We start from the raw sequence: 19,356 nt of genomic DNA on the forward strand, positions 1-19,356 counted from the left end.
CTTCTCGTCTCCTGATTAACGCTGGAACAGCTTGCCAGATGGATGGTTAGAACCATGGATCTTGCTGTGACAATTTAAGCAACTGTTGCCACCAGTGAAGGCATTATCACCGACACTTGAACCTTGACCTGTGTTACCAAAGTTGGCTCTGCTTGCATGGCCATCGCTGGCGTGACACTGCTGACAAAGTTGTGGAGCACGAGTCTTGAGCATGGCTTCATTAACCGAGCCGTGTGGGTTATGACACGTCACACAATCTTCAGTTACGGGTGCATGCTCCCACAGCTTTGGGCCACGTTTCTCGGCGTGACATGAATAACATGTCTCGTTGACGCTTGGTTTAACCAGGTCAGAATCGGCTAGCGTACCGTGTGGATTATGACAATCGCTACACACCATTTGAGCCCATTTCATTGGGTGGCTGGAGCGCTTGTTCATGTCCGCTTTTTGCTTGGTATGACAGCTGGTACAGACTTCCATCTCTGTGTTTTTAGAAAGCACTGGATCTTTGTCAGTATGAACGGAGTGACAAGATGCACAGGCAACGTCGGCATTGTCATGGTGTCCACCATTCCACGCCATACGCTTGTCATCCTGGTGACAGCTCATGCAGACACTGTTTTGCTTCTCGGCAGACAGAGTCGAGTCAGGACCGAAGGCGATCATCGGTTCCTTACCACCCTTGTTATGCTTACCCAACGGACCGTGACACGCTTCGCATTGGAGGCCTGCCATCGGGCTTTTGCTCGAATCAATTGAGCCGTGAACACCTTTGAAGATATCCATGACTTTTTCTGATTTCTTGTGACACATTAAGCAAGAGTCTGCACCTTTAGATGAGTATTTACCTTCGGCAAATTTTTGGTCTAAAGTCGCTTCAACTTCATCAGGTGTCATCTTAGCGTCCCACTTAGAGGCTGTTGCAGTCGATGCAAAGCCGAGTGAGAGTACCGCTGAAATCATAAGTGCTGGCAATACTGCCATCGAGAGTGTTTTAAATTTGTTTGTGATTTTCATATTAGACTTCCTAATTTGCACAAATAAGAGAGAAAACGGGGGAGTCAACTCCCCCTCTTTTCAATAAACCTTTGGCAAATTACATCTTCACCTGAGTGTGATCGCTGATGGCAGGGTTATGACAGAAGAAACAAGTTTCAAGCTGTGCTGCATCGTTCGCAGCTTCATAAGAACCATCGATAATCGCACCTTGACCAACAGCGTGAAGCTTAGTGCTGTCTGACGTATGACAAGAAGTACAGGTTGCGGCAATAGGCGTGGTGTATCCTGCAGGCGTTGCCAGTGCACCTTTAACTTTGAACGCGTCAAGGTTAAAGTCATTGTGACACTGAGCACAGTCTTTGATGATACCTTGCTCACCGTGAACCACGTGCAGTTTCATCTCGAATGCGCCTTTGTTACCGCCGCTCATGTATGTACCGTCTGGTGTGTGACAAGCCACACAGCCATCGACACCCACAGTCATCTGACCGTTAACTTCGCGACCAAGTTGCTCAGTCATGATGAAGCCGGCGTGATAACCTTTATGAAGCTCAAACGTTTCACCGTGACAGCTTTCACAAGTGGCGAAGTTCACCGAATCGATATGACGAGTACTAGGCGCTTCACCAGAAAGTGTGCCATGTGCCAGTTCAGCTTTCATACTGGTGGTCGCAACGCCTTCTGCACAGTTGATGAGTTCAGCACCATCACTACATACTTCCAGACCGATAAAGCTAAATGCAGTGTCTGTATCTGTGCCCGCAGCACCGAAAGGTAGGACACCTGTATTGATAACCAGGTTACCATCGGCGATTTCAGCATTGTTGGCTAGTGCGCCACTTTGGACAAGATCCAGTGCGACTTTGTGCTCACCATTTCCAGGACTTGGGTTATAACCCATGATTGGGAAGTTAGGGCCAACGTTTGTGATGCTCTCTACTCGCTTAATCTTTGGCAGCAAGTTAGTGGCATCCAGTACATTACCGGCACTATCGGTAAAGCTGATGGTCAGATTGGCACTCTTATCATCCTGAACCGCTGTAAGCGTTGCATTCATGCCAATTTGATCGATAACGGCTTTCTTCTGGAGCGCGTCTTGTGTGTGAAGCTCTTCGGTCCAACTAGCGTTGTGACACGCAACACAGTTGCTGTTGTCAGCCTGTTGTGAGTGACCCTTGCCTGCTTCGAAGTCGATGTTAACGTGACAGCTGGTACAAGTTTCCATGGTTGGAACGCGAGTCCAGTTACCCCATTCAGTCAAACCTTCTGTGCCATCTTCTGGCGCAACGTGACAGTTTGTACAGTCATTTTGAACGATATGCTGAGCCGTCACTGCATCTTTAGTGAACTCGCCGGTATCTCTGTCGGCTTTGTAGCCTTTGGCAGAGTTATGGACGTTGTGAACTAGGTGGTTCCACTCAATTTCTGGCTTGCCACGCTCTTCAGCGTATTCTTTCGTATGACAAGTCGCACAAGTCTCTTGTGTCATGTAGCTGTGATAAATTTTCTCGCCTTCGGCATGACAGGCATTACAGCTAGCGGTTGAGACGATATCCTTGGTGTATGTGGCTTCATAGCCTTCACCACTGAAATCTTCTGCGATCTCGGCTTGAGGAACCGGTGTGACGCCGTCTAACAGTGTTGAAGCTTTGGCAATCACATTATAGCGTTGGGTTAATGCTGAGTTGTATCCTTCAACTTCGATGTCGAAGGTGTAACTGCCATCTTGGTTATCGATGAAAGTTTTTTGTGAGCCGATAACCTGCCACTGTGCATTATCGCCTGCACCGGTTGAGCCTTGTGGAAGTAGCTGGGCAACTTTTTTAACTTCAAAGTCTTTCAGACCAACTACGGGAAGATCTTCTTCGTTTGTGGCGAAGACTTCGATGCTAGGCATGCCATCGACATAGGTGACCTTAGTCACGTCTAAGTTTAACGTATTGATATATTCGGCAACCGGACCGCCAGGCTTGCCGTTATTGCCATCATCACCATCACTGCCACCACAACCTGTTAAGGCCATAGAGACGGCGCTTGCTGCCAGAAGCAGCGCAAATTTATTATTTTTTACGTTCATCATTTTTTCCCTGCATAGGTTTGACATTGGCTTAAGTGCTGGTTGCAAGATGATAGTGATTCTCATTTGCATTTTTTCATTATAAATGTGCTACTTAGGTCAATGCTGGAAATAAAATTCCCCAATGAAAGGCTAACGTAATAGGGGCTGAAAATCTGCAAATCAGCTCTTAATGTGTGACCTAGATCAGCCTATTTATAAAGGGGTATAGGGGGGGGGGAGGAAAGCTTAGTCTAAATCAATAAAATGCTGATTTTATCAGCGTTTAGGTCAACATCTTGTTTGAAAATGATACAAATTTGTTTGTTTTTATGAAAAGAGATTTCTGTATTCAAGATAGTAAAAAGGGAGGCATTGCCTCCCTTTATTTAGGTAGCGGTGATGACTTAGATTATGACTAAGATAATCACCGCTAAAGCTACTTCATTATCACAAAATTAGTGACCGTGAAGTGCTATTACTTTCTCTGGTGAGTGACAAGTCTGACAAGTTTCAGCAGCACGTGTTCGAACGTCTTCTGTACTTGTACCGTCAAGGATACCACCGTTAGAGACAATGTGAGACTTAGCAGCATCGTCAAGGTACTTCTGGTGACAGCTTAAGCAAGTACCGGCATCAGATGAAACGAAGATACCTGTGCTATCCAATGTCTCCATATTAGGGTAGTTCCAAACACGCTCTGGAGAGCGGCCCAGCTCAAACCCGTTATCGGTATGACATGTCTTACAGTCTGTTTTAACAACTGTTTTAGAACCAACACCCGCATACTTCAGGTAGTGACCATCTGCGTGGTGCGCCTTGTAAGCGAAGCTTGTTGGCTTGTCAAACTTACCAGAATTACGCTCAGACTCTTTGACAGCCTTATCTGAAGTGTGGCATGCCTGACAGTTGACACCGTTAGAGTCATGGTAGAACTCGGCGCCGTGACAGCTGTGACACTTGGCATCATCGACAATTGAACGACGAGCAACAGCTGGCTCTTCAGATTGACCATTATTCCAGATGAAGCGCATTGGCTCGTCTTGGATGTAGGCCGCTTTTGCGTTACCAGCAATGGTTACACCATCGTCATCGTAGCAAGACATAGGCTCAACAAGCGGACGACCGTAGCCACCTTTCTTAAAGCATGTCTTAATAACAGGAAGTAGCTCGAAGCTCTTACCATTGATGTCTGCAGGTAACTCTATGTTTGCACTGACAACACTGAACGTCTTGTTAGCTTCATCATAGGTAGCCTGTGATGAATCATATAAGCTAATACGACGCTCTGAGTATTTACTACCCGTTTTGTATGCAGGGTAATCGGCATCGACATCCCAAGATACAACGATGTATGGGTTTGAATAACCTAGTTTGTAGATAAACTCTTTAGCAATTGGAGTACCAGCATCATCAAGAAGCTGTACATCAAAGCTCAGGCCTTGACCTTCAGGTTTGATATTGCTGAATGTTGCCGAGTAGTTCTTGCTTACGTCATAGGCTTTAGTTGCATCGCCATGAGCTTCAACACCACTGCGAGCATAACCCTCTTCGATATGGCAAGACATACAATCAGTGCTGCTATGCATTTGAGAAGGTTTCTCTGTATGACAACCTACACAAGCCGTGTTACTCAGGTTTGCTTTAAACAGGTCGGCATTTGCCGGTGCATTTTCGCCTTCAACGTGACAAGAGGAACAATCTGCAGCAGGCTTCTGCGGGAACATCACCTTGCCATAATCATGAACGCCGCCGCCATATCCGATAACTTTATATGGAGCCGGAACCATGCCTTCTGGCGTGCTGGTCATTCTCTCTTGACCTTTGTGGATCGCATGGATCATAAAGGTAAAGTCGACGCTGTTGCCACTTTCAGGATCGCCTGAAGTTGCAGTGTGACAAGATGCACAGTTTTCGATGTTGATGCGGCGACCGCCATGAAGCTCGAGGCTCTCTGGCTGATGACAGCTGTAACATGTTTCGATTGAAACAACGTTACGAGTCTGAATACCTTCGGTTGCGCCACTCGATGGCTGCCAGTCGTAGTTGGCATTGGCAGCAAAGCTTGAAAGCTCAAGTTCCATAGTGGCGCGTTGAGTTTCATCTGCATTGTAAGTAACTTCGACAGGTTCAACGACACTACCGATATTTTGCTGGTAGGTGTAGGTGTAACTACCATCTTCGTTATCGACAAAACAAGTCTCACAGTCGCCGGCTTTCTCTACGTTAGCCTGGAACTGATTTGATGGGTTGATATGTGATTCACCTTCAGGAACCCAGTCCGGATTCGGTGCTTTTTCAGCATTGATATAAGCTTCCCATTGGTAGCCTCTATCAACTTCGGTTTCACCCATCATCTCGGTGACATGGCTCAGTTGAGCGATACCGAAACGTAAGTCGTGATCTTTGGTTAAACCAAGAACGGCGACACCGTTGTCATTTTGAAGCTTGAAATCGACAGATACGACTCCCGCTTCTACTGTAGCGTTAGTAAATATCGCATTTACACTTTTTGCGGCGTCGATGTTTACACCAACAACGCCATCTTTGCCGTCTTCACCATCTTTACCGTCGCTGCCGCAACCGGTAATGACAAATGACAGCAGTCCTGCACCTAATACAGCTTTTGTCGCTGCACTAAAATTGAACTTTTTCATCATGATTATTCCCTGCAATAGTTTTAATCATCACTAAACAAATCTAATTAAGCTCATCTTTATATGAGAGTGATTCTTATTATCAAATCGTTAATAAACAAGTGTTTAGTGTGTGGAATTAATTTCCACCTATAGGCTATCTAAGCAGGGACTTTTTAGCAGGTGTTTTAAGCGCTTTATGTGAGTTAGGTCCGACTATTTCTTTAGGGGTAGGTAGATCGGACCCGTTTTTGAGACAGAACAATAAATATTCCTTTTATTTTAACCATTTTGTTGGAGAATTGTTCAATTTCAGTGTAATGGATTTTCCAATTATTTCGGCATAATTTATTGTTTAGAAGGATATAAACAAGAGTTTGCGAAAACGTCTGTTACAAGTGTTGAGTATAGGTGTTTTTGAGACTGGTATCGGGTTAATAACCGTATCTTGTTGGCTAGAGATATTAGCTCTGCTCTTGCTCTTTTAGACGGGCGACTAGAAAAAAGGGAGGCTAGCCTCCCTTTTGCTTGGCTAGAGTAGAACGTTAATTACCATGTAAAGACGTTATCTGCTCTGGTGTATGACAGGTCGAGCAGGCTTCGCTGGCACGAGTTTGAACATCCTCTTCACTAGTACCATCTAAAATACCGCCGTTAGTGACGATATGGCTGGCCCCGGCATCACTGAGGTACTTTTGATGACAGGAGAGACAGGTTCCCGCATCCGATGAGACCCAGATGTCTTCACCTGTGACTTTATGGCCAAAGCGCCAAACTCTATCGCTCACGCGACCCAATTTTATACCGTCATCTGTGTGACAGGTCAGACAATCCGTTTTTAGCACGGTCCCGGATTCGACGCCTGCATATTTGAGGTAGTGTCCCTCTGCTGCGTGAGCCTTATAGGCGAAACTGGTCGGTTTCTTGCCGCCGGGGTAGCTCTCATCTGATTTAGTGGTTTTGTCCGATGTATGACAGGTCTGACAGTTGACGCCGTTATCGTAATGGAACACCTCTTGATTATGACAAGCCTGACACTTAGTCGTATCTATGATATTGCGCCTTGTGGCGGCCTGAGCGTCGGGATCCATACCCGTACCGGACCATACAAAGTGATAGGGTTCCTCTTTAACCTCGATAGAACGCGTATTGTCGGAACACTCTGTCATCACCACTTCTGCCACGCCATAGCCTCCCTTGTTAAAGCAGACTTCGACGGCAGACCAGAGCTCGAAGGTTTTGCCATCGGCATAGCTCGGCATATCGAAGTTATTGCCTGTGATGGTGAAGGTCTTTGTGTTGGCATCATATGTGCCTTCGCTGAGTTTGATGCGGCGATTGCTGTAGGAGGCATCCATGTACGCCGGATAGTCTTTGTCACTGTCCCATGCTACGACGACTCGAGTCCCTTGGTTGATAAATTCGCCCGCAATAGCGGTGCCAGCAGCATCGAAAATTTGCAGATCAAATTTGATTTTTCCATCGGCAGTTAAACCTATATTACTGAATGCGGCGCCCATCGCGCTGGCATCGTTGTAGGCTTTCATTATATCGCCGTGACGTTTCTCTGCATTGCCGGTTCCGGGGTAAGTATCGGTTGAGTTGTGGCAACCCATGCAGTTAGTACTGCTATGATTTTGCGACGGCTTTTCGGTGTGGCAACCCACGCAAGCGGTATTGCTAAGATCGGCCTTAAACAGAGCCGCATCGGCTGGTGCGCCTTCTCCCTCCACGTGACAGGTGCTGCAATCGGCAGCGGGGCCTTGTGGGAACATCACCTTGCCATAATCATGTATTCCGCCGCCATAACCTATTATTTTATATGGGGCAGGGACCATACCATCGGCTGTGCTGGTCATCCTCTCATTTCCTTTATGAATCGCATGGATCATATAGGTAAATTCGACACTGTTTCCACTCTCCGGATCGCCAGAGGTCGAGGTGTGACAAGATGCGCAGTTTTCAATCGCGATTCTTCGTCCACCGTGAAGCGCCAGGCTTTCGACTTGATGACAGGTATAACAGGCTTCGATGGAGACGACATTTCGGGTTTGAATGCCTTCGCTAGACTCTGACGAGGGTTGCCAATCCAGGAAGGCATTGGCCGTTACCTGAGGAAGCTCAAGTTCCAGTGTCGCCCTTTGAGTCGAGTCGGCGCTGTAAGTAATCGTTAAAGGCTCTGTCACCTCAGCAATATTGACCTGATATGTGTAGGCGTAGCTACCGTCACCATTATCGAGGAAACACTCATCGCAATCGGCAGCTTTCTCAACATTGGCCTGGTATTGGTTCGAGGGATTGATGTGCGATTCACCTTCGGGGATCCAATCCGGGTTAGGTGTCTTCTCGGCATTGATATAGGCCTGCCAATGAAATCCTCTGTCGACCTCTGTTTCACCCATGGTTTCACTGATTCGGGTGAGCTGGGCAATACCAAAGCGCAGGTCATGGTCTTTGGTTAGACCCAGTATCGCGACGCCATTGGCATTAGTCAGGTCAAAATTAATGGTAACCGTGCCATCGGTGACCATGGCTGTAGTGATATTGGCAGACAGTGTCGCCGTGGAATCGATATTGACACCGATCACGCCATCTTTTCCATCTTCCCCGTCTTTACCGTCGCTTCCACAACCCAATAGCAGGGCAGAGCAAGTTAGCGCAATCAGACTAAGCGTCGAACCTTTTCTTTTTATATCCATAATTTTGCGTTCCATTTTTGCATCATCAAGGGGGAGGGCACTCACCAACTCATTGCATAAGTGCCTAATAGTTGATTCTTATTAGTTAATGGGGTGCACTTTTAATATATCTGCCGGAGCACCTACGCCATGACAAGTCGTACAACTTTCTGTACCCGCTGTCACATCGGCCTCACTGCCCATAAATACGGCGCCTTGCTGAGTCATATGACTTTGGGCTGTATCACTGAAGTGACAATCGCTGCAGATGGCTGCGGTTGCGCTCGTAAAGGTGCCGTTATTTATGGCTAATGGTTTAACACCCGAATATAGGGGGAGCGCCGCGCTGAGAAGTCCTGTGTCATTACTGGCGTGGCATTGCGCACAGTTTCCGATCTGTCCCGGATAATTGAGCGTTTCATAACCCTCGCGTTGTGCACTGTGGAGTGAATGGATCAGATGCTTGTAGTCTGCCGTGGAAATTGACGGATTTGATGCAGTAGCGTCTGCCGTCATATTGGGGTTATGACAAAGCTGGCATTGACCTTCTAAATCATTGCGCGAACCGTGGAAGTTCAACTCTTGTACGCCATGACAACTTCCACAAGTCTCGTTGGTCACAACGATTCTTCTTCCTGTGTCCGTTAACTCTGCGGCAGAGAAGAACTGATGACTCGATTTAATGTTTACTGTCGAGAACGTATCCTCTTCGCAATCACCTAGCTCACCTTCCGATGAGCAGAGTTTGCCCTGGATAGCTAAGACTCCCTTGTCTGACTCGGTTCCGGCAGGAATGGTCAAGCCACTAATTGCATAGGTGTAAGTGCCGTTACTTCCTGAAATGGGTGAAGTGTCTTGTAGTTTGATCGATTTAGCAGAAGGCGCATAATCGAAGCTGGTGCCCCAATTACCATAAACGCGAAGATCGTCGATAAAGTCGAGCATATCGGCGCTATCAACATAAACCGTGTTTGTGGCAGGATTGGTTAGCGTAATGCTAAAGGTCACAGTGTTGTCTGTAAGGCTCGCACTCACTATGTTAGCGTTAAATTGTCCCAGCGCCTCATCGTCACCTCCATCATTGTGGACGCTCGCCGTCCAGTCTGAGTTATGACAGGCGACACAGTTACTGTTATCCGTTTGCGCCGGATGTCCCTCGCCTGCGGGGAAATCAATATTGGTATGACAAGAACCACAAGCTTCCATTCCCGGAACTCGTGCCCAATTCATGTTTTCGGTTAAGGTTTCATCTGCTACGTGGCAGGTTTGGCAATCAGCTAATTCTCCGGGGAAACCGATCAGATGTTTAGTGTGGATCATCTGCGGGAAAATATTGTCGGGGTTACTCACCTTGTCGGTGTTGTGACAGGTTACACAGGTCTCTATCTTGTTGTACTTGCTACCGTGAAAAGCCAAGTCGTTATGGCAGGTGTTACATGTCTCTATGGTGATAAGATCACGGGTATAGGCGGGCTCGCCGCTGTCGCTCCAGTCGAAGTGTTGGTTCGTGATTGGCAGTGGAGTGCCATCGGGCAGGGCGTCTCCGCCAATTTTTATGATCACCCTCTGAGTCGATCCAGGCATATAGCTGACATCATTTAAGCCGTCAAATTCGGTGCTGAACGTATAGCTGTAGCTGCCGTTTTTATGATCGACCTGTTCACCGGTGCAAGTCGATGTACAGCTTTCAGAGGTAAAGTACTGCCATTGGCTGGCGTTACCGGCATTGGTGTAGCCTTGGGGGAGCAGTTGAGCGGCAATGTACGTGGCTGTGCTGATCCCCACTACCGGTTCATCATCTTGATTGCTGACACGATAGATTACCGTTGCGATACCCGCATCGGTTGTAACATCAGTGATCTCAACCATTAATGTGGAAATATCACTCGCCGGTGGGCCGCCAGGTTCGCCGGGATTCCCCGGCGCGCCATCATCCCCGCCACCGCATGCCGCAAGAAACATTGTTAAGGTTAATGGTATTAATCTGTACAGGCTCACCATGTTTGATTTTGTGCTTTTATTCATCATATCTTCCTTGGGATCTGTGCTAATTCTGCTCTTGCTAAATCTTATGTTTCCAAATCTTATATTTCCAAAAGAATGCTCTTATCCACTCCCCCAGGTTATCCAGGGGCCAAAACTTTATTTTAAAGGTGATAACTTAACGTCAACCCAAGATAGTGGGCACTATAATCGTGACTGAGAGAGCCGAAGGTCAGTACATTAGGTATGGCGTCTAAGGCTATCCCCTGATTACTCCAGTCGGCGTCTTCATAATGCTCGAATATCCAATCGACACGAATTGCCATATTTTCACTGAACTGATAGTCGGCAAATGCATTGATATTGTGTTTGGTCGAGAAGTAATCACCAAAGGGAGATGTGAGGCCTTGAGTTAACTCGGTGTCGCTCTGGCCATCGGAATAGTTGTAATCGAGACCGAGAGAGAGTCTGTTGTCCATCAGATTTTGATACTGCATTCCAGCACCAACCAGCGTGGAGCGTTCATCTGAATTGGCATACCAGTTTGCACTGCCGAAGTTACTGCTACCGGCCTGCTTGCTATCGCGCCAGTCTTGATTAAAAAATGCATTTAAGCTTAAGTCGTCATCGATCAGATACTGAGCCGAGATGTCATAACCTGATGTGTTAACGTCGGTAAGCCCTATGTTTGTATCGGTATAATCATCCTGACTGGCGTGCAGGTTGGCGCTGGCAGATAATGCCGCCGAGCCATTATAATCGGCCTGTAAACGGTATTCCTGATGCTCTCTATCGGCGAGATAAGATTTTCTCATCAGTGGATTGCTCATGCTCGATGTGGTTGTGACGATTCTGTATTCGCTACCACTTCTATCCTTAACTTCTGCTTTTAGGCCAAAAGACCAGGCTTGGGAGGGGCGGTAATTCAGCCGTCCATACACACCGGATTCATGCAGTGTCTCTCGGTCGAGATCGCTGTACTTATTGTGATCGTACCGATAACCCGTATCCAGGTAGGTGTTGCGGCTGAATCGATACTTAGCCGCGAAGGTGGCTTTCTGTCTGGTTCGGTCATATTCAGGGTTGGTAGCCGTACCGGCATAATAGCTGTCAGTGATCACCTGGGGCATATTCAGAACCCGGGTCTTATTGTCCCTGTCCTTGTAGTCGTATGCTGCACGCACACTGAGTTCACGTGTAATTCGTCCGGAATATTTGAGCGTCATCTCTATCAGGTCTATCTGCCCATCTAAACTGGAGGCCGGGAGGGCTGGAGATGGACCATTGATGGTTGCCGGGAGGAAGGTTTCATCTTGGCTGAAACGGCTAAAGCCGGTATGCATCAGTACCTGGTGTCCATTGCTGCCCAGCTGCGCATTGGCCGCGATACGGTAGGCTCTGTTATCGGCGGGTGACGCACTCTGTCCTCTATATGCCGCACCGAAAGTGGGAGTGAACGCTGACTGCCAGTTGATGGCTTCATGGTCATTGTTGTAATGACTTAACATGGCATCGACACCCGCTAGCCAGTTGGCGCCATTAAAGTAAATTTTTGCCCCTAAATTATCGGTCGAATCGTCGATGGGTTGGGCCAGCATGACACTGTTGGTCAGCAAGTTACCGCTGAATGTTCGCTTACCTGTACGATCTTCATGCTGATAATCCAGCGCTGCCTTATAGAAGCTACCGGTATAATCTGCGCCGAGGTTAAATCTATCGCGTTGAGTCTTGAGTGCAATCGGGGCTGCACTGCCTGACAGTTCTGTCATCTGCCCCGTTGTAGCGCCTGTTGTCCAATTGTCCGGCAAATTCATCTTATCGCCATCAATCATATAGGGCGTCAATGCACTGCTTGTATCGTAGTTAGCGATTCCCCGATAGCCTAAGATAATTTCATATTGTCCGGGAGTACCGGTAGACACTTGGGCGCTGCCATTATCATAACCAAGCTTGTCGGCTTCGATTCGGGTCTGATATCCGGATTCATTTTTTAATAGAATATCGGCTTCCAGATGGCCAACTGTGCCGTCTTCATCGGTGCCGCTGGTATTCCCGAAACGGATATCGCTTCCATCGTTATAGGCGATTCCAGCACCTATAGTCCCCTTGTTATCGCTTGATATAGCGCAGCGTTTACACTGCCATTTATCCAGTTTTACGGTTGCACGATTAGCCTGAGATAAACCATAACCATCGGCGTATACCGGTGACCATAAGCTGCCTATCACCATGGCGATTAAACTCAGCCTTGTTGGCAGCTGTGCGGGATTATAAATTCGTTTATTCATCTCTATCACTCCCTATTAGCGCTGCAGCAGCTTGCCGGATGGATGGTTAGAGCCATGGATCTGGCTGTGGCAGTTCATGCAACTTTGCCCTGCATTAAAGGCATTATTTGAATTGGCAAAAACGGCATTTGAAGCATGACCATCTGAGGCATGGCATTGTTGACACAGTTGAGGGGGCTTACTTATCAACATGCTTTCATTGACGCTGCCATGTGGGTTATGACAATTAGCGCAGTTATCACTTACCGGAGAATGCTCCCACAGTTTGGGGCCCCGTTTTTCGGCGTGACAGGAGTAGCAGTTCTCGTTAATACTCATCTGCTTAAGGTTCGAGTCACTTAAACTTCCATGGGGATTATGGCAATCACTGCAGACCATCTGTTGCCACTTCAAGGGATGGGCTGAGCGTTTCTGGATATCGGCTTTTTGTTGGGTGTGACATGAGCTGCAAACTTCGACTTCTCTCTTGCGGTCACGGATCGGATCTTTACCTGTATGAACTAAATGACAACCGCTACAGCTAACATCGGCATTGTCATGGTGATTGCCACTCCATGCCATGCGTTGCTCATCATTATGGCAACTGAGGCAGACACTATTTTGTTTTTGAGCGGGGACGGGAGAGTTGGCTCCGAATGTGATCATGGGTTCTTTGCCGCCGCGATTGTGCTTGCCCAGAGGTCCGTGACAAGCTTCACATTGAAGATCGGCCATGGGAGAGCCGCTAATGTCAGGATTTCCGTGAACACCATCAAACAGCGCCATCACCTCGCTACTCTTTCTGTGACACATAAGGCAAGAGTCTGCACCCTTCGGGGAGTATTTCCCTTCGACAAACTTACTGTCGAGAATCGCTTCTACTTCGGCAGGGTCTCTATCATCCCATGGTGTGGCGAATGTATTGAAACTTAATGTTGTTAAAGCTAATAAAAGAAAGACAACGACCTTTTGTTTGAATCGAGCTGATTCCATATTCATCATCACACATCCCGAGCGCTTAAAATGCTAATAATAGATACATTAGTAATTGCGTTAATTACTAATGTTGAATGGTAGAGCATTTTTGCTACAAGTGAGTAACATTTTTGTGCGATAACCCAGCTAAAGAGTGCTGATTTAGAAGGTAAAAATAAAAACGTGATCTTGATCACGTTTGTCTGGTGTCAGTTTACCTACCATTTGCATGGTAGTGATAATCATTCTCACGTATAATTGAGAACAAGAATGAATTGTTTTTAAAAGTGTATTAGTTGAGACTTTTGTCACATAATAGATAATACAATTGAAAACTATTCTCGTTTTCACTACCAAACATTGATCTAGGTAAAGTTATTCTGGTTTTGCCTCCGTTAGAATTGATCCGAGTTTAAGAATTATTGAGACCTGTCGAAAGGTAATTGAGCATAATGAAATTAAGCGATTTAAATCCCGGCGAACACGCCACTATTTCAGAGGTAGGCCAATTAAGTTTGCCTTCCGTTGTTAAACGCAAACTACTTTCTATGGGGATCACGCCAAACACCTCCTTCTTGATGATCCGAAAAGCGCCGATGGGCTCAGGGCTCGAACTCGATATCAGAGGAAGCAAGTTGTGTATGCGTCGTGATTTAGCTGACGTAATTGATGTAGAAAGAGTAGAGGTGGAAAAAGCAGATGCCTAAGCAATTTCATTGTGTGACCGTCGGTAACCCTAATGCGGGAAAATCGACACTGTTTAATGCGCTGACCGGCGCTAACCAGCAAGTGGGTAACTGGTCTGGTGTAACCGTCGAAAAGAAAACAGGTTTATTTACGCTTAATGGCGCGGATGTCTACCTTACCGATCTTCCGGGGATCTATGACCTTCTTCCGGCGGGCAGCAGCTGCGATTGTTCGTTAGATGAGCAAATTGCTCAACAGTACCTTGCCGAGCAACGAGTGGATGGCATCATCAACCTCGTCGATGCGACGAACATCGAAAGACATCTCTACTTAACTGTACAGCTTCGCGAACTTGGGATCCCAATGGTCGTGGTGCTCAATAAAATCGATGCCGCGAAGAAGCATGGTATTGAGGTTGATGCAGAACAGATGGCCCGTACATTAGGTTGCCCGGTTGTCAGTGTCTGTTCTCGCGATGAGGGCGACATCGAAAAAGTTAAAGCACAAGTAGTCGATCTGCTTGAGGGTAAAGTGTCTGAAGCCCCTTTAGTGCTGGACTATGATCCTCGCATTGAAACGGGTGTAAATTCATTATTGAGTAATGATGACAATCTAAGCCGCGGACGTGCCCTTGCCATGTTAGGTAACGGCTTAGGCTGTGGTAAGTGTAAAAACGGTCAAATGTTAGAAGAAGTTAACCAATGCTCCGAGTCTTTATCCAGTCAAGGAAAAGATATCGAGATCATGGTTGCGACAACCCGATTCGATTTTGTTCAGAATGTTTACACTTCATCGGTAAACGCCAATGGCGCAGAAACCCTCAGTGATAAGTTGGATAAGGTCATCCTTCACCCCGTCGCTGGCGTGCCTGTCTTTTTGTTTGTGATGTATCTGATGTTTATGTTCAGCATCAATGTGGGTAGTTCATTTATCGATTTCTTCGATATGACGGCCGGTGCTATTTTTGTCGACCACTTAGGCGCTCTGATGTTAGGTATGGGGTCTCCCACCTGGTTAGTGACTATTATTGCCGGTGGTGTCGGACAAGGTATTCAAACTGTTGCGACATTTATTCCTGTCATCGCAGCACTGTTCCTTGCGCTTTCGGTTCTGGAAGGGTCTGGGTATATGGCGCGTGCGGCGTTTGTTGTAGATGGCTTGATGCGCAGAATTGGCCTTCCCGGTAAAGCCTTCGTTCCTATGATTGTAGGCTTTGGCTGCTCGGTTCCTGCCATTATGGCAACCAGAACCTTAGGTAGTGAGCGTGAGCGTATTGTAACCGGCATGATGGCCCCCTTTATGTCATGTGGTGCTCGCCTGCCTGTTTACGCACTTTTCGCGGCCGCTTTCTTCCCAGAGTCTGGTCAGAACCTGGTATTCTTACTTTACATCATAGGTGTGTTAGCCGCCGTGGGAACAGGCTTATTACTTCGCTCGACTCTGTTACCGGGAAGTAGTAGTGCCGTTGTTATGGAGCTGCCTAGCTACGAGAAGCCAAAGTTCAAGACAGTGATGAACCGAACTGGCAAGCGTACCAAGAGCTTTATAATGGGCGCGGGTAAAACCATTGTTATCGTTGTGACGCTATTGAACTTCGTCAATGCTATCGGTATCGACGGTTCATTTGGTCACGAAGATAGTTCTGAGTCAGTCTTGAGTGTCGCGAGTCAAAAGGTTACGCCTCTGTTTGCACCAATGGGTGTTGAGCAAGATAACTGGCCGGCAACCGTTGGTATCATTACCGGTATTTTCGCAAAAGAGGCCGTTGTCGGTACGTTAAACAGCTTATATAGCACGCCAAGTACGGGTGAAGAAGAGTTGGCGCCTTTGTCTGATACCTTCAGTGAAGCACTGGCTACGATTCCAGAGAACCTGTTTGGTATCGCTCTAGATGATCCGCTGTCAATCTCTGTTGGTGATGTATCATCGATAGAAGTGGCTTCTGAAGAGCTTGAAGTCGATACCTCTACTTTTAGTGCGCTACAAGCTGGTTTCTCTGGTGTGACAGCAGCCTTTGCATACTTGTTGTTTATCTTGTTATACACACCTTGTGTTGCCGCTATGGGAGCCCTGGTTGGTGAGTTTGGCGGACGCTGGGCTGCCTTCGCCGGAACCTGGACGTTTGGCTTAGCCTACGGAACGGCAACTATCTTCTATCAGGCTGCGACCTTTAGCGCACATCCGCTACAGTCGAGCCTCTGGATTGGCTTCTTTGTAACCGCCTTAGTTGTTTTCTATGTGTGGTTAAAGCAAAAAGCAAAGCGTAGTCAGACGATCATTCCAGGTATAAAGATCATTACCGAATAAGCGTTAAGATGTTCATGGTTTAAAAAGCAGCGATTTTTCGCTGCTTTTTTGTTTTATCATGTTTTGTTTGTTATTTTTATACATCAGCCGTTGTATCTCGCCCTGAGATATAGGATCATCTTTTTAATTACATCAATATCATCGTTCTTTAAGAGGAATCACATGAGTCATGTGGACAGCGAAGTTCGTCCAAGTAACTTCATTCGTAACATCATAGATGAAGATCTTGAAAGCGGTAAACACACAAGTGTACATACCCGTTTTCCACCAGAGCCAAATGGCTATCTTCATATTGGTCACGCTAAATCTATCTGCCTGAATTTTGGTATAGCGCAAGATTATAAAGGCCTATGTAATTTACGTTTCGATGATACCAATCCTGAAAAGGAAGATATCGATTATGTACATTCGATTCAAGATGATGTGAAGTGGCTGGGTTTTCAGTGGGATGGTGAGATCCGTTATTCATCGAACTACTTCGACAAGCTACATCAATATGCCATTGAGTTGATCGATAAAGGGTTAGCGTACGTCTGTTTCCTCAATAGCGAAGAGACCCGCGAATACCGTGGCACACTAAAAGAGCCTGGTAAGAACAGCCCTTATCGTGAAACTTCAGTTCAGGAAAATCTTGAGCTGTTTGAAAAAATGCGTAACGGTGAGTTCAAAGAGGGTGAGTGTGCACTTAGGGCCAAAATTGATATGGCTTCTTCTTTTATGTGCATGCGCGATCCTGTTATTTATCGTATTCGTTTTGCTCACCATCACCAGAGTGGTGATAAATGGTGCATCTATCCGATGTACGATTTTACCCATTGTATCTCTGATGCGATTGAAAACATCAGTCATTCATTGTGTACATTAGAATTTCAGGACAATCGCCGTCTTTATGATTGGGTACTCGATCAGCTGGATGATTTTAAAGCGCCGAACAGAACCCGTCAGTATGAATTCTCCAGACTGAATTTAGAATACACCCTGATGTCAAAGCGTAAGCTTAACGACCTTGTGGTTAGTGACGTCGTTCATGGTTGGGATGACCCGCGTATGCCAACTATTGCAGGCCTGCGTCGCCGTGGTTATACCGCAGCTTCAATTCGTGAGTTTTGTAAGCGCATTGGTGTGACCAAGCAAGAGAACATGATCGAAGTCGGCATGTTAGATGCGTGTATTCGTGAAGAGCTTAATGAGCATGCACCGCGTGCTATGGCAGTCATTAATCCAGTTAAAGTGATTATTGAAAACTACCCTCAAGGGCAGATTGAAACCATCAATGCTCCTGTTCATCCAAACAATGAAGAGATGGGTAAACGTGAGTTGGCATTTGGTCGTGAACTGTTTATCGATGCCGCTGATTTCCGTGAAGAAGCAAATAAAAAGTACAAGCGTCTGGTACAAGGTAAGGAAGTTCGTCTTCGTAACGCCTATGTGATTAAAGCCGAGCGATGCGACAAGGATGCTGAGGGTAATATTACCACCATATATTGTACTTATGACGATGAGACTCTGGGCAAAAACCCGAGTGATGGACGTAAAGTCAAAGGCGTTATTCACTGGGTAGAATCCAGCACGGCAAAGCCGGCTGAATTCCGTCTCTATGATCGTCTATTTACCGATGCGAACCCTGCTGCAGCTGAAACTATAGCTGAAGTATTGAATCCTGACTCATTAGTTGTGACTCATGGATTAGTCGAAGCGGGTCTTATTACTGCCGAAGCTGAAAAGGCTTATCAGTTTGAGCGTGAAGGCTATTTCTGTGCAGATAACAAAGATTCTACGCCAGAGAATTTGGTCTTTAACCTGACTGTAGCGCTAAGAGATTCATCTCAGTAATTATATCGTGATATAAAACATTTCCAGATTAAAAAGGCTTTAGGGGGAGATCCTAAAGCCTTTTTTGTTCTGATAGTTTCTAGTTTCTAGTTTCTAGTTTCTAGTTTCTAGTTTCTAGTTTCTAGTTTCTAGTTTCTAGTTTCTAGTTTCTAGTTTCTAGTTTCTAGTTTCTAGTTCCTAGATTCTAGATTCTAGATTCTAGGATCCTATTGATACATAGGTCCAAATCCAAAACTCCACAGAATAACGCTCGATGCCATCAGCGCTACCAGTAGTACTAAACCTGCAGTGACTACCGAACTGGCGTAGATAAACCCTTTCTCTTCAGGAATGTTCATAATGATAGGCACGCCCGTATAAAGTAGGTAGACGGAATAGGCTAACCCTATTAAACCTACGACCATCATAAACCAGAGTGCAGGGTACAAAGATGCGAGCCCCACCATAAATAGCGGTGTTGCTGTATAGGCCGCAAGTTCAAGAGCTTGGGTATAGCTGGGTTTAGCATCGAAAGTTTTGGCCATCCAGAATGCGAGGTACGCTAAGGCAAAAACGCCGGCAATTAAGCCGAAATACATGCCCGCAGACATGAGTAATGCACTCTGTTGGGTTAGAAATAGCGGTTCACCTACCCCTAGGTTCCAACCAATCTGGGTGGCGGCGATAAATGTGCAGATCACTGGAATGAGTGCAACCAGTAAGACATGGCTAAGACTACTTTTTAGTGCTTCATGGCTTTTTTCAATGGTATGCCATTCTTGTTTAGGATGAGTGTATAGCCCCATTAAGTGATTTAATATCATTATAATTATCCTTGTTCAGCTGTAACTTATGCTCGCCAAACTTCAGACGAACCTATATGCCTTTTGGCCTATTTCCCAAAGACCTTTCGGCTCACGATACCCAATGCATACTCAGTCGGTTTAAAAATACGT

11 protein-coding genes are annotated in these 19,356 nt (G+C 46.4%); 3 read left to right on the forward strand and 8 right to left on the reverse strand.

Translation table 11 applies throughout. The features are described from left to right. Positions 1-15: 15 nt before the first annotated feature. The 7 genes from EKG38_RS13690 to EKG38_RS13720 all read right to left on the reverse strand — a co-directional run bounded on the left by EKG38_RS13690 (position 16) and on the right by EKG38_RS13720 (position 13,621). Positions 16-1,017 carry a DmsE family decaheme c-type cytochrome gene (locus tag EKG38_RS13690; RefSeq protein WP_126520794.1) on the reverse strand — a complete coding sequence of 334 codons (1,002 nt, stop codon included), beginning with the start codon at positions 1,015-1,017 and terminating at the stop codon, positions 16-18. A 79-nt stretch (positions 1,018-1,096) separates the two neighbouring features. Next, entirely contained in the window at positions 1,097-3,079 is a 1,983-nt protein-coding gene (locus EKG38_RS13695; RefSeq protein WP_126520795.1) for an OmcA/MtrC family decaheme c-type cytochrome, read from the reverse strand. A 434-nt stretch (positions 3,080-3,513) separates the two neighbouring features. Continuing rightward, positions 3,514-5,715 carry an OmcA/MtrC family decaheme c-type cytochrome gene (locus tag EKG38_RS13700; RefSeq protein WP_126520796.1) on the reverse strand — a complete coding sequence of 734 codons (2,202 nt, stop codon included), beginning with the start codon at positions 5,713-5,715 and terminating at the stop codon, positions 3,514-3,516. A gap of 521 nt (positions 5,716-6,236) precedes the next feature. Next, a complete protein-coding gene (locus EKG38_RS13705) occupies positions 6,237-8,390 on the reverse strand; it encodes an OmcA/MtrC family decaheme c-type cytochrome (RefSeq protein WP_185826854.1) in 2,154 nt (717 codons plus the stop codon). Between the two features lie 81 nt (positions 8,391-8,471). Then, positions 8,472-10,394: an OmcA/MtrC family decaheme c-type cytochrome gene (locus tag EKG38_RS13710; RefSeq protein WP_185826855.1), complete on the reverse strand. Its 1,923-nt coding sequence runs from the start codon at positions 10,392-10,394 to the stop codon at positions 8,472-8,474. A gap of 122 nt (positions 10,395-10,516) precedes the next feature. Then, complete coding sequence (locus EKG38_RS13715; protein WP_126520799.1) at positions 10,517-12,640, reverse strand: MtrB/PioB family decaheme-associated outer membrane protein; 2,124 nt, start codon at positions 12,638-12,640, stop codon at positions 10,517-10,519. Between the two features lie 15 nt (positions 12,641-12,655). Then, the gene (locus EKG38_RS13720) at positions 12,656-13,621 is read right to left on the reverse strand and encodes a DmsE family decaheme c-type cytochrome (RefSeq protein ID WP_439332661.1); all 966 of its coding nucleotides are present in this window, start codon (positions 13,619-13,621) and stop codon (positions 12,656-12,658) included. A 425-nt stretch (positions 13,622-14,046) separates the two neighbouring features. Here EKG38_RS13720 and EKG38_RS13725 point away from each other — a divergent pair, with 425 nt between their 5' ends. The 3 genes from EKG38_RS13725 (at position 14,047) to glnS (ending at position 18,421) form a co-directional block, all read left to right on the forward strand. Further along, positions 14,047-14,301 carry a FeoA family protein gene (locus tag EKG38_RS13725; RefSeq protein ID WP_126520800.1) on the forward strand — a complete coding sequence of 85 codons (255 nt, stop codon included), beginning with the start codon at positions 14,047-14,049 and terminating at the stop codon, positions 14,299-14,301. Further along, complete coding sequence (gene feoB, locus EKG38_RS13730; RefSeq protein ID WP_126520801.1) at positions 14,294-16,588, forward strand: Fe(2+) transporter permease subunit FeoB; 2,295 nt, start codon at positions 14,294-14,296, stop codon at positions 16,586-16,588. The genes EKG38_RS13725 and feoB overlap by 8 nt, the downstream gene beginning before the upstream one ends. 162 nt (positions 16,589-16,750) lie before the next feature. Continuing rightward, positions 16,751-18,421: a glutamine--tRNA ligase gene (gene glnS, locus EKG38_RS13735; RefSeq protein WP_126520802.1), complete on the forward strand. Its 1,671-nt coding sequence runs from the start codon at positions 16,751-16,753 to the stop codon at positions 18,419-18,421. Between the two features lie 206 nt (positions 18,422-18,627). Here glnS and EKG38_RS13740 read toward each other — a convergent pair whose 3' ends face one another. Continuing rightward, positions 18,628-19,224, reverse strand: coding sequence for a Yip1 family protein (locus tag EKG38_RS13740; RefSeq protein WP_126520803.1), 597 nt, complete (start codon positions 19,222-19,224; stop codon positions 18,628-18,630). Positions 19,225-19,356: the final 132 nt, after the last annotated feature.

Origin of the sequence: Shewanella canadensis (genome assembly GCF_003966225.1) — a bacterium.
Classification (GTDB): Bacteria; Pseudomonadota; Gammaproteobacteria; order Enterobacterales; family Shewanellaceae; genus Shewanella; species Shewanella canadensis.

Excerpts from the sequence above, each read along its gene's own strand:
- EKG38_RS13715 (WP_126520799.1), bottom strand. The coding sequence starts at position 12,640 with ATGAATAAACGAATTTATAATCCCGCACAGCTGCCAACAAGGCTGAGT.
- EKG38_RS13705 (WP_185826854.1), bottom strand. The coding sequence starts at position 8,390 with ATGGATATAAAAAGAAAAGGTTCGACGCTTAGTCTGATTGCGCTAACT.
- EKG38_RS13700 (WP_126520796.1), bottom strand. The coding sequence starts at position 5,715 with ATGATGAAAAAGTTCAATTTTAGTGCAGCGACAAAAGCTGTATTAGGT.
- EKG38_RS13720 (WP_439332661.1), bottom strand. The coding sequence starts at position 13,621 with ATGATGAATATGGAATCAGCTCGATTCAAACAAAAGGTCGTTGTCTTT.
- EKG38_RS13695 (WP_126520795.1), bottom strand. The coding sequence starts at position 3,079 with ATGATGAACGTAAAAAATAATAAATTTGCGCTGCTTCTGGCAGCAAGC.
- EKG38_RS13725 (WP_126520800.1), top strand. The coding sequence starts at position 14,047 with ATGAAATTAAGCGATTTAAATCCCGGCGAACACGCCACTATTTCAGAG.
- EKG38_RS13690 (WP_126520794.1), bottom strand. The coding sequence starts at position 1,017 with ATGAAAATCACAAACAAATTTAAAACACTCTCGATGGCAGTATTGCCA.
- glnS (WP_126520802.1), top strand. The coding sequence starts at position 16,751 with ATGAGTCATGTGGACAGCGAAGTTCGTCCAAGTAACTTCATTCGTAAC.
- EKG38_RS13710 (WP_185826855.1), bottom strand. The coding sequence starts at position 10,394 with ATGAATAAAAGCACAAAATCAAACATGGTGAGCCTGTACAGATTAATA.
- EKG38_RS13740 (WP_126520803.1), bottom strand. The coding sequence starts at position 19,224 with ATGATATTAAATCACTTAATGGGGCTATACACTCATCCTAAACAAGAA.
- feoB (WP_126520801.1), top strand. The coding sequence starts at position 14,294 with ATGCCTAAGCAATTTCATTGTGTGACCGTCGGTAACCCTAATGCGGGA.